We start from the raw sequence: 14,966 nt of genomic DNA on the forward strand, positions 1-14,966 counted from the left end.
CAAACAGAAATTAAAAATTATATTGTAAACTTACTTTAGCGTTAGCCCCTTCGCCAGCTCCTGTAAATGTTTTTAATGGGGATGCCCATTGCGATCTTGCAGGAAGATAATACTCGTTTAACAAGTTATTTACCGCTAAGGACACAGACAAGTTAGGTTCTAATTGGTAAGCCAAAGAAAGATTAACTAAGGTATAACCACTTACTGGAAATTCAGTATGTCTATATTCATATTTGTTAGTGTTTACATTTAAAAAAGGATCAAATCTTTCTCTGTCTCCCGAATTGGTAACTCTAATAGAAGTACTTACTTTTGGTATCGGTCTCCAATTTGCATACACAGTCAATTTTGGTGCGGAGATAACATCACCTCCTAAATAGCTTAAGTTATTTTCATCTCCTATATTATATTTTGTACCTTCAACATACGAATAAGAGGTTCCAAATTGCCATTTATCGTTTGACGTAAAATAATCTACAGCAACCTCTCCGCCATAAATGCGTTGTGGTTGTTTTGAAGGTTGAAATGTATTTAGCTCATCAACAAAAACAATTCCCGTACCCAAACTTGAGGTACTGTAATACCCAACAGCCTCAAACTTCAGGTTATTAAATTTAGATAAAAAACCAAATTCATAGTTTTTAGTCACTGCAGCTTCTAACTGAATATCATTAATATTACTTGCTGTTGCAGAACGTAATACAGAACCTAAATCTGCAATTGAAAAACCTTGTGAGTAACTTACATATGGTATAAATTCTTGATGCTCAATATAACGTACACCAAAATTAAAGGCGAGATTATTAAAGTTTAGTTTACCACCCTGTACCTCTACAGACGGGCTAAAGTTACCATCACTTTTACCGGAATACGGCAAAGTACTATAATCAACAATGTCCATATTAATATCATCATAACGCAAACCCGTTTTGACAACCCATTTTTCATTAAATTTAAGGGTGGATTGTGCGTAAGGCGCCCAGCTAATCATTTCGATATTAGGCACCCATAACCTACCATCTAATAATCCTTGATTGGTTTTATCTCTAAGTAAATCTACACCATAAGTAAGTGTAATATCTGCCGTCTTGTTGTCTGATAACTTCGTGATAAAATTTGGTCTTAATCCATATTTTTCTGCATTTATTACAGATTGGCCTCCGTTTTCAAACTTATCAGAATAAAAGAAAATGTTCTCTGTGTTTTGGTAATATAAATCAGTTTGAAAGTCTGTATTTTCAGAAAATATATTGTTTAAATTATAGGTCAATTGTGCATTACCAAGGATCGAACCATTAGCTTTTTCTCCCACAATAGTCCCTTTTTCACCATATCCAGCTGTTATGGCATAATCTCCTTCTTTATTAAAAACGTCAACTATGGCAGCTACAGGAATAAATGGAGAGTTTTGTGTCGATTTATAAAAATTCCCTCCTAGCGTTATTTTTTGATTTGCAGATAATTGATACTCAATCTTTCCTAACGTACTGTATATTTTAGAATTATCAAATCCATAGGTCGGTAAAAGCGGAATGCCTTTAGCATCATATTTATTGCCCGTTTCTTCATAACTCCCGCTAATATAATACCTGAATTTATCTAAATTCCCTTTAAAGGATTGATAAACCCCAAATCCTAATGCGTCTTTTGTTTCTGCTACATTAGATGTACCCCAAACATTGGTGGAGCCTTCAAATTTTTTGATAGAATTAGGTTTTTTAGTAATGTAATTAATAAAACCGCCGTTACCACCGTTACCAAAAATAGAAGTAGCTCCTTTTATAACCTCCACGCGACTAATATCATTAGGAGTAATTGATTTTATTCCTAATTGTCCGTTTCTTAAAGGTGAAGATTGCGGAATACCATCAACCATAACTAGTAAAGATCGCCCACGTAATGTTTGTCCCCAGTTAGAAAAAGTACCTGAAGACATCGCTAAACCTGGCACTGTAAATTCTAGTATTTCACTAATATTTGAAGTAGATTTAGCAAACTCTTGCAGTGTAGCTTGTCCAATAACTGTAACCGAAGCCGGTATTTCTGATAAATATTCTGAGTGCCTGCTGGCAGAAATTACAACTTCATCTAAACGGCTTATATCATCTGATAAAGTAACATTGTATACTACTGAACTAGTACCATCAAACTTAAAGCTTTTGACTCTAGTTTGGTAACCAAGCATTTCAATCCTAACTGAATAAGTTCCCTCTTTTATGTTAGACAACAAATAATCTCCAGAAACATCTGTAATCGTATTATTTCCTAATTCTTTAATATGCACAGTAGCTCCTATGACTGTTTGATTATTTTGGTCTGTAACTCTACCCTTTAGATTTGATTGCGAAAATCCCTGAACTGATAGCAGCGCAGCAGCAATTAAAATAATAATTTTCATGTTATTCTTATTTAGATTTATTAAATATAAAGTACGAAAGTAAAACTAAAAAGAAAGTTAGCAAAGGAAAATTAAGTTTATTTTAAGAAATAAATGATTAGAGGGTAAGTCCAGCTTATGATCTGTTGAATAGCCGTGTTCATATAGACGATAAAGAATTTGCGTTGGATGATGGACTATTACCTGAAAATTTAGATCAAGGAAAAGTAAGGCAACAGTTTTTTGTCTTTGCGGTGCATATAGGCATCAGTGAGAAAAACTTTAATGATATCATGGAGTTGCGTTATCACAGTCAGAAAAGGCAGAAAAAGTGGTAGCTGCTTCTTTCCTAAACGATGCTACTAAGAGAAATTATTGGCAGTCTTACCAAGGCCGGCTAAAACAGTTAATGAAAGGATAAGCTTTCTATATAGTAATATGTACCACAAAATATAGAAAAGTGCTGCTGGTATTTGTTGAACTAGGGCTCCTAAAATTTAATTGGCATGATAAACACAAAAACCTCGTTTAAAACGATTTAAACGAGGTTTTTTTAGGGAAATATTATTTTTTGATTCTTCTACAGAAACTTTTCTAAACTCTTTTAATAGTTTCTCTAGCTCTAGAGTTGCTTTACGAGTATCCTAAAACTATTTTTTTAGTGTTTTTATCCAGATAATTAAAAGCTACTTCTACAACTAGAGCGTGGCCATTTTTGCCCCATGCTAAAGTTTTGATTGGTAGAAGGGAAAGGACGAATAGGATATGTTTTTTCATTAGTAATACGAATCAAGGGTTAAAATATTAAGTTTATAAAAGCGGAAGCAATTTTGCCGAAGATATGAATTAACAGTCCTTTGGCAGACCTCACTTTACTTGCTCTTTGAATATCTGTTTTTTGAATTAGCCAACTAAAAAATGCTTCTATAGGTTGTCTAACTCTTCATACTGCTGTCGAGAACAAATCATTTGCAGCTTTATCTCTATTTTTGATTTCTTGACATTGCCCTTTAATTCCTTTGATTGGAGTCATCATAATCGAATTTTTCTTTTGCTCTAATTCAGAAAAAAAATCTAGATCATTGTATATTTTATCTCCAAAAAAATTCCTGTTAGTTTTCTCAGACCAAGCTTCTTTGAATACAGTTAAATCATTTACTGAGGCTGGAGTTATTTGAATTTCCTTAGGAAAAGGGATTTTTATCTAAACGTCTAAAAGCCAATGCGTGTAATTTCACACCATAATAATACAAGCTTTTAGTAGAGCAATATCCTTTGTCGGTCAGTTCTTTAGCTACTTTTGCATTACGCTTTCCAGAACAAGTGATTATTGGCATTGAATCCAGTAAACTTTGATTAGCAAAGCAGTCAGAGGGTAGAAAATCTTCAACAAACAATTAAAAAATATAGAATACACTGTTAAATAGTAATCAACTTATACGAAGTACTCCTACCACTTCCTTCTTGCTCAATAATACCTTTACCCATTAAATCTTGAATATCTCTAAGAGAAGTGTCAGTAGAAACTTTAGTGATTTTGGCATATTTAGAAACAGTAAGCTTACCAAAAAAATCATCAAGAAGCAGTTCAAGCATTTTTTGTTGACGGGAATTAAAGTTGGTAGTACGGTGAGTTTCCCAGAATTGAGTACGCTTTAAGATTGCAGCGATAGTTTCATCGGTCTGTGCCATAGAACGCAACAAACAGTCAAGAAACCATTCCAACCAGTCAGTAATATCCAAATCACCTTTTTGTGTACTTTCCAATATAGCATAATACGTATCACGTTCAGCTTGGATTTGAGCCGACATCGAATAAAATCGTTTTATACTTTGGTCGGCGCGTGCCAGTTGCATATCAGTTATAGCTCTTGTGATGCGTCCGTTACCGTCTTCAAATGGATGTATGGTAACAAACCACAAATGGGCAAAAGCGGCCTTCAATACAGGATCAAAATCTTGATTTGAATTAAACCAATCTAAAAAAACATTCATTTCTGTAGGTACTTTATCCGCGCTTGGTGCTTCAAAATGTATAGTTTCTTTTCCCATTGGACCAGAAGTAACCTGCATGACATCGTCTCGCCAAGCTGCAGTTTTTATTTTATACATTCCACTTCGCCCGGTCGGGAAAAGAGCAGCATGCCATCCAAACAAACGATCATCACTTAAAGGTTCTTCATATCGTTGCGTAGCGTCCAATAGCATTTCTACAACACCTTCAACATTGCGTTCCGCAGGAACAGCACCGGCTATTTCAATACCTAAACGCCTTGCAATTGAAGAACGAACCTGTTCTGGATTCAATTGTTCTCCTTCAATTTCGCTCGACTTTAGTACGTCCAAGGTCAATGTTTTAAGCACAGTCTCCTCTTGCAATCGAAATCCAAGTCCTTGCATCACTCCAAGTATTTTGCCTTGCCTGTGTCTGACGGTTCCTAGCAGGGGCGTAATCACATCTGCATCCCAAGCGAATTTTGGCCAATCATTTTTTTGATGAACATACATATCTACCGCATTTTTGCGGTAAATATAAAACTTATTTACCGCAAATAAAAAAATATGCGGTGATTACTTTCATTTATCACCGCAATTATGCGGTAAATATAAAACTTATTCACCGCATTAGTATCAAAAAACAAAGTATGCAATTCGGGAATTTCACTATTCAATTCGGGAATCGAACACCACACCATTTGCAACCCAAGCAACCATCAAATAGATTTGCCTCCGGATTCAAGTACTGAATCAGTCAAATTGTAAATCTAAAACAGACCTAATGAAATTGTTTACTGAATCCTTGATGTCCCAATTAGAACAGCAATTACAAGTAATCTATCTGCAAACAGAAAATCCAATTCAATCGGCCGAATTAGCCATTAAAAGTAGCGTTACTGCCTTAGAGAGGCTAAAATCCTTTTTCATAAAATATAAATCGTTGAACAAGAAAGAAGAAATAGAGTTCTTTCGCGACATCAAGCCAAAGTTTGCGGCTAAACTCATTTACTACAGCGAAATATATACTATTGAAACCAACAAGCCATTGGGATCCCATAAAACAATAGCTAAATATTATAACTCAGAACTTTTTAAATTAAAAGTTTTCTTCAAACAAAACCAGGAATTTTACCGCTACTGCCGCACGGCTAACAACTGTCTTGACAGCAAATATTATATACGCGAAAAATACGATCTTAAATTAATGATGGACAGTGTTTATTTCCAAATAGACCATCGATTCGCAACCTCTCACGACTATAAGATGGCTCGCATAATAGCGAACGATGAAATAAAAAATTTTCTGCTGGAGCAAATGGAAAAACTAGAAAGAAAGCCAATAACAACACAATCGCCTTACCCACTCTATAAAAGCCTAAAATGGACAGGATCAAAAGTAGATCTGATAGAATTAATTTATGCGCTGCATTCAGAAGGCGTTTTTAATAATGGAGCCACAGGGCTCAAAGAAGTCATATCCTTTTTCGAGTCTTCTTTAGGAATCGAATTAGGGCAATTCAACAGGGTCTTTCTGGAAATCCGCAACAGGAAATCCGATAGGACAAAATTTATGAATACACTCAAAAACAAACTCATAATCCGCATGGATGATGCAGATGAGAATTGAAAAAGGCTGCTCAAATTGAGCAACCTTTTTGTTTTAATTGCAAAAAACTCATACTGTAATAATAATTACCGAAGTAATGCGTATAATTCTGATGTTTAGTCCGTACTTCCAGAACCATCAATAATATGGCCAACAAGTATTTTCCAGTCAGGATCAACAGCCATTGCTGGTTCCTCTGTACTAGTGTTAGCCGATAAACTTTCCGCAGCGAGCACTGTATCCCCTTTTTTGGGATAATAATGAATTTCATTCTTTGTATCTGCCTTGCTTATGGTATCGCCAGATACAACAGGTGTATCGGCGGTACAGGAATCAAGTGTAAATAGAACGCACAAACAAATTAATGTGCTAAGACCTGAATAGAATTTTTTCATCTTTGATAATGTTTTTAAATATTACTGATTACTTTTTTTCATCAGTTCATTTCTCCCGGGGTAATCTGAACAATGTTGGTGTTGGTTTTACTCATAACAAAACCGTTTGAATTCAGGGCAAAACTAGTGGGACGTTTCCTCCCTGGCAAGCCAACGACTGTTCAATTCGGGAATCTACTATACGCAATTCCCGAATTGAACACAGAACATTTTCCAATAAATAACAACTATCCAATGAGTTACATTCAAGAAAATAAAAAAATCCTTTACTAGGGTAATTCTTGCATGAATTAAGTTATTTTAGTTACATTTAGTGCATAGGAATAAATCACCATAGTAACTAATACTGAATTTTCTAATCAGTAAGCCCCCAATCTCTTAGGAATATGACGAAAAACTACTTGCTTATACTATGGGTATGCCTGTATTATAATGTCCAGGCACAACAAAATAAATTTGTAATTTTGGACAGTCTTTCAGCTAAAAACTATGAATATTTTAGCAACAACATACTTTATGAGGAAAAGGACAGTATCAAAGAAAGGTTGTATGCACAGTCATGGTTAGCTAAAGCAAAAAGGGAGAAAAACTTCGGCCAAATGGCGTTGGCTTATAAAGTTTTAATTTACAAAAACGATAAAAAGTTACGGCTTATATATGCCGATAGTATGGTGACGGCAGCTAAACGAACAGCCGATATCGAATTAATTGGAGCCGTTTACATGACTAGAGGAGCAGTGTATTATGACCGTAAAGAGCTCATGAAAGCACTTGACAACTACCTGTTAGCAGATGAATACATTTCAAAAACAAGCAACCAGTACCAAATTTACAAAATAAAATATGGCATTGCTCAGATCAAATATTACCTCGGGTTTTACGATGAGGCAATAGCATTATTCAAAGAATGTCTTGGCTACTTCAAGGAAGAAAATAGCCGTGCCTATCTGAATTCACTTCATTCTTTAGGGCTTTCTTACAACCGCATAGGTAAATATAAACTATGCACCCAGATGAATCAGTTGGGACTGAGTGCAGGTCTGCGCTTTAAAAACCTAGAAATGCAGTCCTACTTCATCCATTCCGAAGGCGTAAACCAATATTTTAAACACAATTATCCCGACGCAATAAAAAAATTGACAAAGGCACTGCCTTCTATGAAAGTGAATAAAGACTTTACAAACGAAACGACCGCCTATTTTTACATAGGTAAAAGCTACTGGGCTCAAAAGGCACAGGAAAAGGCACTACCCTACTTAAAAAAGATTGATGAAGCGTTCCAAAAACAAAAGTACATACGTCCCGATTTACGGGAAGCCTATGAACTATTAATTGATTATTATCAGCAACAAAACGACAAAGAATTAGAGTTATATTATGTCACAGCCCTTTCAAAAGTAGACCAAGTCCTAATTAAGGATTATAAATACCTTTCAGGGAAAATACACAAAAAATACGACACAAAAAATTTAATTCAAACTCAAAGAAACATTGAACACTACTGGACCATTATAATTACCATAATGACAGTAATCATTGCAATACTAGTGTACAGACATTATAAAAATAAAAGATTATTTGAAGAATTAATGAATCGCAAACCCGAAATCATCCAATCATTGGTTTCAAACAATACCAGTAAAGAACTCGGTATCAATCCAGAATTGGTTATTGCAATTTTAAAAAATCTAGAAAAATTCGAGCGCAATAAAAAGTACCTCGTAAAAGACATGAATTTGGGAAAAATGGCTTCATTACTAAACACCAATACGAAATACGCTTCAAAAATTATTGCACGTTACCGCGACAAAGGAACCGTCGAATATATCACCTATTTGAAGATTGAACATATTGTAGAATTACTAAAAAACGAAAACATATACCGCAATTACAAAAATAAGGCATTAGCTGACGAAGCTGGTTTCGGCTCCACCCAAAACTTTACACGAGCGTTCAAAAATCAAACAGGCCTCTCTCCCACCTACTTCATCAATAAATTAAGAAGTCAACAACATTCATAATAACAAGACATCATCTGAAATGTCCTTTATAGTTACCATTCCAAAAATCGTGCTAACGAATTAAGCGTTGGCCGAAGGGAGTGATCCTAGAGTCGAGTTATAGAGCAAAATCCAAATAAACTTCCACTTCTCCTCGCCCTTAAATACAAAGCATAGAAAACAACGAAAAAGTGAAATGGCAGCACTCCGCGAGTTGAGTCCTGCGGACTCAACTCGCGGAGTGCGGAATGGAACTTTGAGGTAGTTTTCAAGCTTTTTATTTTCAGGCTTGATTTTTTGTTTCTTTTGTATCAAGACAAAAGAAAAGAATTTCGTAATAAACAAAAAACGTGTAACAACAGTATAGGCTTAATTTTTTGTTTCTTTTGAAATCAAAGATTGACTAACTCCAATAAATTATTAACTCGTGAGTTATCAAGACAAAAGAAAAAATTTAATAAAAAGAAGTCAATAACCACAGCCCCTTCAAAATAAAAACCCATTTTTTCTTTCACAACTTGTGAACCACTTGTGATATAAAAACAATCAATTACAACAATTTTGCACCATAACAATATAAACCGAAAGTTATGGCAATCGAAATCCTTACCAAAGCAGACCTCTGTGAATTCCGTAAATCTCTCTTAGAAGATATTACAAAAATACTTAAAGGCACAAACGAGCAATCCAAAAAATGGCTGAAATCAACAGAAGTCAGGAAATTACTCAACATTTCTCCCGGAACACTCCAAAACCTTCGTGTCAACGGCACACTGACCTATACCAAAATCGGTGGAATTATGTATTACGACCAAACTGATATAGAAAAACTTTTAAACGGAAATAAAGTAAATGCCCTGCCTACCCTTTTCAAGTAAAGTCATTACAAGTAACCAAACAATCTGTCTAACCTAGACAAAGGAGGACAAGAGGACTTTATTCGAATTAGAGGAATAATCTCATTAACTCCTTACAACTTGTGGTTAATCAAACTGAACACTAAAAACTGAACACTATCTCATGAACTACATCAAACACCTCACCGGATTTTTCAATAAAATCAATTATGAACCCAACCTAAATCCAACGCACATTTCGCTCTATTTGGCACTTTTCCAATGTTGGAACGTAAATCGATTCAAGAATCCAACAGGCATTTCTCGGGAAGAAATCATGAAAGCCAGCAAAATCAATTCAAAAGCAACGTATCATAAATGCATGAAAGAATTAGAGCTTTTAGGGTTTATGGTATACAATCCGACATTCAATCCACACTCTTGCTCCAACATCATTATGATCAATTTTTCTGAAAAAGAAAAAACAATTTCAAAAATACCACACTCAACCCATTCAAAAAATGAACCCGTTCACAATTTGACCGAATCAAAAAATGAACAAGTCATTGAACAGGTAAATGAACAGCTCTATATATATAATAAAAAACAAACACCTAAAAACAATTTAAACAATACAAAAATAGATATAGAAAAAATTTCAAGAAATGAACCAGTTCAAAATTTGAATCCTTTGATAAATCCAAAAGAGAAAGAAATAAAAACGGAGACCGGTCAGCAAATACTTCCAGTATTCGCTGCTACCAATAAAAAACAAACTGAAAGCGGGCAGCAAAAAGAAAAAAGTTGCGCCAAAAAAGAAAAAGCTGTTGAACTCGATTTATTTTTTGAAACCACAGTGCCATCACTCGAAATGATACTGGAATACTTCTCTTTCAAGGAAAGCTCCCAAATAGAAGCCAATAAGTTTTTCAATTACTACTCCAGCATCGGTTGGCTCATAGGCGGAAAAACAAAAATGAAAGATTGGAAAGCTGCAGCAAGAAACTGGATGCTCAACACAGCTAAGTTTGCAACAAACACTCCAAAATCCGATTACAACGCCCAACCAAAACCGATGCACTTGCACACGGCAACCCAAAAAAAATATGACGAACCATTGTAAATCAGTCCATGAAACCTTCTTGGTCTACAAAGGTTTCAAAGTGTACAATTTCCAGAAATGCTTGGAATATTTAGAAAACCAAGGAAAAATAACCTATGGAAGTTCGTTTCATATCAGCGAAATGGATTACCCTACCATCTACAAATTGTTGATTTATATGATAAAAGATGAGAAAGCTGCCATAAACCAAAATATAGACTTAACAAAAGGCATTTTAGTATCAGGTTCAATTGGTTGCGGAAAAACATCCCTAATGAACTTAGTACGTCCTTTTACCTATCATGCGTCTGAGTACAAAATAAAAACATGCAGGGAAGTCTCGTTTGAATTTGCCAAAAATGGTTTTGAAGCCATCAACTGCTACACGCTAAAGCAAGCCAGTCAATCAAAACTAACCGGTTATTGCTTTGACGATTTAGGTGCCGAACAGCAAATAAAGCACTTCGGAAATGATTGTAACGTCATGGCTGAAGTACTAATAAGCCGATACGAACAATTTGTCGAAAACAAATCCGTCACGCACATCACCACCAACCTTTCCGCCTCCGAAATCGAAAACAACTACGGCAACCGCCTCCGCTCCAGAATGCGACAAATGTTCAATTTGATAACATTTGATAGTAGAACGAAAGACAAACGATAAAGTCATTGCGAGGAACGAAGCAATCTTATCACTTTGCGTAAAAATTGTATCGAGAAGCAACTTTAAACTTTTCAAACCTTAAACCTTAAACTTTTCTATCATGAAAAAAATCAACACTTTCTGGAACTGGTTCCAAGACAACAATCAAACCATCAAAAACCTCATCAACGAAACCCCTAAAAACCAAAAACACATCAGCTTTTGGATAAACAAAAACCTCGGTTATTATTGCAAGGAAATTGACTTTATGATTGTATATCCGAAAACCGCCAACGGAAAATGCGAGCTAATTTTAACCGCCAACGGCAACCAAGAATACTTTAATCACGTAATTGATTTAGTCGACAATGCACCGCAATTGAAAAACTGGAAATTCACCGCTTTCATCCAACCAATCGAAAGAATTGACAAACTCATGAAGGGTCTTGATGAACCTTACATCTTCCATGAGATTTCATTAAAAGCCAGCGAACTCACATTTTTACCTGTTGAGTATCATGAATTATCACATAAGTTAGACATTGTAGTTTTTTTAAAAAGTTACAATTTGTATTGTGATACAAAGACGTTACAACAAGCAATTTTCATCATCATACAAGACATAGTAGGAGAAAAATCCCTATACCAAAACATCAATTTTGTGCAGTTGGCACAAGTACCGGATAACAAGGACGGGTTGATTCAATTGTACGATTTTCAATTGTTTCTGGACAATCTAAATAGTGCAGAATTAAATAATTATTTTCTCAAAATGTGGGAAACCGTAAAGTAAAACAAAACCTAAAGATTATTTTTGATTTGTAATGACACTATTTGGGTATCGTTTACATAATAAAACAAATTAATCTGTATGTTTTTTGTGTAGGTTATTTCTTTAAAAAAGCATAGTTTTACGTTTCGCAAAATAACAAAAGATAATAATAAATGTCTACAAAGTTTTTTACCAACCAAAATGCAAACACATTATTGAATAAATTCAAAGGAATTTTTGAACACAATACAGACATAGAGCATTTTGATGAACTAGTTGGGTATTTCCGTACCAGAATTTAAAAAGGCTTTGTTAAAAGCACAAGAAAATATAATAATACAGTACAAAATAAAGTTGAGTGCAAAATTAACACGCTGTGAAATTCTGTTTTTAGGTCAGGAAGAACCTTCTGTCGATTTGCAATTTATTCAGTATCTAAAATTCCCGCAAGAGGAATCCGCTCTCAAAAAAGCCATAATGCATCTGACGGAACAACTTATGGAAGCACTGGACCAAAACAGGGTAGTTATAGTATTGTCCGATGAAACAATAATGTTAGAATAAATCGGAGCCATTGACCCTAAAATTCAACTCTAATTCAGGGGATCAAATAAAATTCGCTGTAGGATTGTTTATTCCCAAAGCCGAAGTATGGTGTAATAGAAAACGTTTACACTCTTCTTTGGGTTATAAATCTCCAGCATAAACGGAACAAGAATTTAACAAATTGAAAAATGTAGCATAGGTCTTAACTTTTTTGTTTCACTTTTTGTAGGAATTCCAGTATTGAGGCAATATAACTTTTAGACTTGTTTTCGTTTAAAAGTGTCTCAATAATTACCCTTTCATTAAGGGTTAATCTTTTACGGGATTTTTCCATAATTCAACAAAGATAAAATTATCATTTGTTGCATTAAGTTATTTAATTCTTCATGTATTGTGCTTGTATTTCTAGTATTTGGATTAAAAAGAATAGGAGCAGAAGAACTATAGGCCCGTTAGTACCTAAAATTTTATGTTGCGTGAAATTTTTTCATGCTGAATTTTCTTTTATATTTTAAACGAGTACCGTTTGGTTAGTTTCCTACTCTAATCAATGTTAAAATTCTATTAAGAACACTTATTTCGATACCATCAGACTTTTGTTCATCAATTTTCCATCTCACATCTATTGTGTCATCCACTTCAATTTTAGAAAGGGCTAGTAATGAAATGTCCGATGGTAATTCTACTCTTGTTCTGCTAGAATAAGGAATTAAGACGCCATTTTTATAAAGGCTAAAAGTAGCCATATGATTAATGGGGGTAACAAGCGTAGTTGATCCTGATTGAAAGATAGTTCCATTTACAGTTGCAGTTGCAGCAAAGCCTGTGATGGCACCTCCAGCTGTTCCAATATCTCCATTATATACTGAAGCACCAGTATTGGCAACTCCACCTGAACTGGTAAATATTACGAAATTAGACAAGCTCCTAAAATTTATAATGCTATTGCCTGTTGGCAAAGTAAGTGTACCTTCTCCGAAAGAAATTGCTCCCAATGTCGTTAATAATCGTCCGTTTACTGTGGTATTAGCCCCTGCAACAGCAGCTCCATGAGAAAATAAGGTTCCTGAGATATTTGTACTAGCACCGAGACCAACTGCTCCATCGGCAATCCAAAAAACATTTTTTGCGGTTGCTCCGTTTGTTAAAATTACATTAGTACCAGCCCCTGTATTAAATGCTCCTGCATTGGCTCTAACTATAAATATAGGGTTTATTTCATTATTACCATTTAGAGTAAGAGTGCCGGCAATTGATGCCGCGCCCGATACATTATAAACTCCAGGAAGAAGCGTTTCCCCACTTCCAAAAGTAAGTGCATGGGTACCGGTTACAGGTATTGCCATAATATCGTTATAAATTAAATTTAAATCTGCAGCCGCAGTAGCAGTGCTAAAACCAGTTGTATAATTAGCTGCGGGGATGTTTAATTGCCCATTAAAATGAATAGAATACATACCAGCCTCTACTAGAGTTTTAGTCATGTCTGTAATTACTACATCTGTAGTTGAAGTAGTTGAAATAATTGAAGAAGCAGTAACAGAACTATAACCAGCGGTGTTAATCAAGCTCAAAGATGCTGCGGCAGTGGTAATTGTTTCAGTGTAGATTATTTTTGTTTTTACCGCATACAATTTATCATTAGCTATATCATAAATTTGTGTACCAACGCCTAAATTAGCACCAAAGATAGTTGTTGCGTCAGGTATTTTCATTAATACTGAAGGTGCAACCAGCGCCTGTGGCGCCTGTGCAAACATCAGGGAAGGAAAAAACAGAAATAAAATAATTAAGTTTTTCATTTTAATATAACATTTAGTAAATCATTTATTTGAACACTATCAAAAGCAAATAAAAAAAAGATTCCTCTCTTCGGAATGACAAGACTTTTGATAGCAAATAAGGGAGAGCTGGCCTTACGATGAAATTGGAACGCTCGCTCTCCCTATATAAACCAAAATTGTTATTCCTAACAAAGTGAGGAATCTAAAATTTGTATTCCTTTATAATAAAACTTTAAAAACTCAATCTATGCTTCTGCAGGATAAAGAAAATCATCCTACAGAAACATAGCAATATTAATTGTTAGTATAAGTATAAGATACTACAAATTTATCATATTCTGATTGAGCAGAAATAATAGTTAGAACCTTCTCAGAACTAGTATAATCAGTTGTTGGCCTCAATGCCGCTCCATTCATCATAACAGTTATCGAAGTTGTAGGTAGCAACGGGAGATATGTAAGTGTGTACGTTCCTGGTGTAGCGGCTGCTTCAAATGATTGAACAAAGTAACTGACATTACTGTTAATTTTTACCAAATAATCTATGGGTGATGCTGCGGTTAATGCGGCTAATGCAGTGTCAATTGATAAAGCAGAAGGAATTCCGATTTTTGCTTGCCATAAAGTACGATCAGACACAACATAAATTTGCGTTCCAGCAGGCAGATTTTGGCCAAAAGCAGTTGTTCGATCTGCAACTCTCAATTGGGCTGTTGGTGTAGTTTGTGAAAATCCTAAATAGGAAATTGCAAATAATGCGATTGTTAGTATGTATTTTTTCATAATTTTACTCAGTTTATCTATACCACTGCAAGATGTTAATTGTTTATTTACTTTGTGTCAAGGTTGTTTTTCATTACAAATAAACCAACCCTGACATTTGGTTTATTGGTTTTATTTATTGGTT

At 34.8% G+C, this 14,966-nt stretch carries 15 protein-coding genes and 1 pseudogene; 8 read left to right on the forward strand and 8 right to left on the reverse strand.

The features are described from left to right. Window positions 1-10: 10 nt before the first annotated feature. The 4 genes and pseudogenes from EKL97_RS13125 to EKL97_RS13140 all read right to left on the reverse strand — a co-directional run bounded on the left by EKL97_RS13125 (window position 11) and on the right by EKL97_RS13140 (window position 4,885). Window positions 11-2,398, reverse strand: a complete 2,388-nt coding sequence (locus EKL97_RS13125; protein ID WP_126569032.1) for a TonB-dependent receptor — start codon at window positions 2,396-2,398, stop codon at window positions 11-13. A gap of 548 nt (window positions 2,399-2,946) precedes the next feature. Then, window positions 2,947-3,015, reverse strand: a pseudogene (locus EKL97_RS15905) (histone H1); the annotation flags it as partial. A gap of 546 nt (window positions 3,016-3,561) precedes the next feature. Next, window positions 3,562-3,714, reverse strand: coding sequence for a hypothetical protein (locus tag EKL97_RS15605; protein ID WP_158614932.1), 153 nt, complete (start codon window positions 3,712-3,714; stop codon window positions 3,562-3,564). A gap of 82 nt (window positions 3,715-3,796) precedes the next feature. After that, on the reverse strand, window positions 3,797-4,885 hold the full coding sequence (locus EKL97_RS13140; protein ID WP_126569033.1) for a Fic family protein: 1,089 nt from the start codon (window positions 4,883-4,885) through the stop codon (window positions 3,797-3,799). A 271-nt stretch (window positions 4,886-5,156) separates the two neighbouring features. Here EKL97_RS13140 and EKL97_RS13145 point away from each other — a divergent pair, with 271 nt between their 5' ends. Beyond that, on the forward strand, window positions 5,157-6,002 hold the full coding sequence (locus EKL97_RS13145) for an RteC domain-containing protein (protein ID WP_126462673.1): 846 nt from the start codon (window positions 5,157-5,159) through the stop codon (window positions 6,000-6,002). A gap of 95 nt (window positions 6,003-6,097) precedes the next feature. Here the strand turns inward: EKL97_RS13145 and EKL97_RS13150 are convergent, their stop codons facing one another. Continuing rightward, the gene (locus tag EKL97_RS13150; protein WP_126569034.1) at window positions 6,098-6,376 is read right to left on the reverse strand and encodes a hypothetical protein; all 279 of its coding nucleotides are present in this window, start codon (window positions 6,374-6,376) and stop codon (window positions 6,098-6,100) included. A gap of 386 nt (window positions 6,377-6,762) precedes the next feature. On the opposite strand from EKL97_RS13150, the gene EKL97_RS13155 reads away from it, so the two are divergent. The 7 genes from EKL97_RS13155 (at window position 6,763) to EKL97_RS13180 (ending at window position 12,293) form a co-directional block, all read left to right on the forward strand. Then, a complete protein-coding gene (locus tag EKL97_RS13155; RefSeq protein ID WP_126462679.1) occupies window positions 6,763-8,397 on the forward strand; it encodes an AraC family transcriptional regulator in 1,635 nt (544 codons plus the stop codon). Window positions 8,398-8,966: 569 nt separating this feature from the next. Next, on the forward strand, window positions 8,967-9,254 hold the full coding sequence (locus EKL97_RS13160) for a helix-turn-helix domain-containing protein (protein WP_039107836.1): 288 nt from the start codon (window positions 8,967-8,969) through the stop codon (window positions 9,252-9,254). 142 nt (window positions 9,255-9,396) lie between these two features. Beyond that, on the forward strand, window positions 9,397-10,335 hold the full coding sequence (locus EKL97_RS13165; RefSeq protein WP_126462682.1) for a transcriptional regulator: 939 nt from the start codon (window positions 9,397-9,399) through the stop codon (window positions 10,333-10,335). Beyond that, window positions 10,319-10,978, forward strand: coding sequence for an ATPase (locus tag EKL97_RS13170; protein WP_126569035.1), 660 nt, complete (start codon window positions 10,319-10,321; stop codon window positions 10,976-10,978). The genes EKL97_RS13165 and EKL97_RS13170 overlap by 17 nt, the downstream gene beginning before the upstream one ends. Window positions 10,979-11,078: 100 nt before the next feature. Beyond that, window positions 11,079-11,750, forward strand: a complete 672-nt coding sequence (locus tag EKL97_RS13175) for a hypothetical protein (protein WP_126462688.1) — start codon at window positions 11,079-11,081, stop codon at window positions 11,748-11,750. Between the two features lie 152 nt (window positions 11,751-11,902). Beyond that, a complete protein-coding gene (locus tag EKL97_RS16000) occupies window positions 11,903-12,031 on the forward strand; it encodes a hypothetical protein (RefSeq protein WP_255416347.1) in 129 nt (42 codons plus the stop codon). A 52-nt stretch (window positions 12,032-12,083) separates the two neighbouring features. Continuing rightward, window positions 12,084-12,293: a hypothetical protein gene (locus tag EKL97_RS13180; RefSeq protein WP_126462691.1), complete on the forward strand. Its 210-nt coding sequence runs from the start codon at window positions 12,084-12,086 to the stop codon at window positions 12,291-12,293. A gap of 184 nt (window positions 12,294-12,477) precedes the next feature. Here the strand turns inward: EKL97_RS13180 and EKL97_RS16115 are convergent, their stop codons facing one another. The 3 genes from EKL97_RS16115 to EKL97_RS13195 all read right to left on the reverse strand — a co-directional run bounded on the left by EKL97_RS16115 (window position 12,478) and on the right by EKL97_RS13195 (window position 14,842). Then, on the reverse strand, window positions 12,478-12,609 hold the full coding sequence (locus EKL97_RS16115) for a helix-turn-helix domain-containing protein (RefSeq protein WP_126462693.1): 132 nt from the start codon (window positions 12,607-12,609) through the stop codon (window positions 12,478-12,480). Between the two features lie 196 nt (window positions 12,610-12,805). Further along, window positions 12,806-14,077: an ice-binding family protein gene (locus EKL97_RS13190; RefSeq protein WP_126462696.1), complete on the reverse strand. Its 1,272-nt coding sequence runs from the start codon at window positions 14,075-14,077 to the stop codon at window positions 12,806-12,808. A gap of 276 nt (window positions 14,078-14,353) precedes the next feature. Continuing rightward, window positions 14,354-14,842 carry a hypothetical protein gene (locus EKL97_RS13195; RefSeq protein WP_126462698.1) on the reverse strand — a complete coding sequence of 163 codons (489 nt, stop codon included), beginning with the start codon at window positions 14,840-14,842 and terminating at the stop codon, window positions 14,354-14,356. Window positions 14,843-14,966 lie beyond the last annotated feature (124 nt).

Origin of the sequence: Flavobacterium sp. LS1P28 (assembly GCF_003970335.1) — a bacterium.
Lineage (GTDB): Bacteria > Bacteroidota > Bacteroidia > Flavobacteriales > Flavobacteriaceae > Flavobacterium.

What these genes read in the sequence shown, in the direction of transcription:
- EKL97_RS15605 (WP_158614932.1), bottom strand. Translation starts at nt 3,714, where the DNA reads ATGCCAATAATCACTTGTTCTGGAAAGCGTAATGCAAAAGTAGCTAAA.
- EKL97_RS13165 (WP_126462682.1), top strand. Translation starts at nt 9,397, where the DNA reads ATGAACTACATCAAACACCTCACCGGATTTTTCAATAAAATCAATTAT.
- EKL97_RS13150 (WP_126569034.1), bottom strand. Translation starts at nt 6,376, where the DNA reads ATGAAAAAATTCTATTCAGGTCTTAGCACATTAATTTGTTTGTGCGTT.
- EKL97_RS13145 (WP_126462673.1), top strand. Translation starts at nt 5,157, where the DNA reads ATGAAATTGTTTACTGAATCCTTGATGTCCCAATTAGAACAGCAATTA.
- EKL97_RS13190 (WP_126462696.1), bottom strand. Translation starts at nt 14,077, where the DNA reads ATGAAAAACTTAATTATTTTATTTCTGTTTTTTCCTTCCCTGATGTTT.
- EKL97_RS16115 (WP_126462693.1), bottom strand. Translation starts at nt 12,609, where the DNA reads ATGGAAAAATCCCGTAAAAGATTAACCCTTAATGAAAGGGTAATTATT.
- EKL97_RS16000 (WP_255416347.1), top strand. Translation starts at nt 11,903, where the DNA reads ATGTCTACAAAGTTTTTTACCAACCAAAATGCAAACACATTATTGAAT.
- EKL97_RS13170 (WP_126569035.1), top strand. Translation starts at nt 10,319, where the DNA reads ATGACGAACCATTGTAAATCAGTCCATGAAACCTTCTTGGTCTACAAA.
- EKL97_RS13195 (WP_126462698.1), bottom strand. Translation starts at nt 14,842, where the DNA reads ATGAAAAAATACATACTAACAATCGCATTATTTGCAATTTCCTATTTA.
- EKL97_RS13160 (WP_039107836.1), top strand. Translation starts at nt 8,967, where the DNA reads ATGGCAATCGAAATCCTTACCAAAGCAGACCTCTGTGAATTCCGTAAA.
- EKL97_RS13140 (WP_126569033.1), bottom strand. Translation starts at nt 4,885, where the DNA reads ATGTATGTTCATCAAAAAAATGATTGGCCAAAATTCGCTTGGGATGCA.
- EKL97_RS13125 (WP_126569032.1), bottom strand. Translation starts at nt 2,398, where the DNA reads ATGAAAATTATTATTTTAATTGCTGCTGCGCTGCTATCAGTTCAGGGA.
- EKL97_RS13175 (WP_126462688.1), top strand. Translation starts at nt 11,079, where the DNA reads ATGAAAAAAATCAACACTTTCTGGAACTGGTTCCAAGACAACAATCAA.
- EKL97_RS13155 (WP_126462679.1), top strand. Translation starts at nt 6,763, where the DNA reads ATGACGAAAAACTACTTGCTTATACTATGGGTATGCCTGTATTATAAT.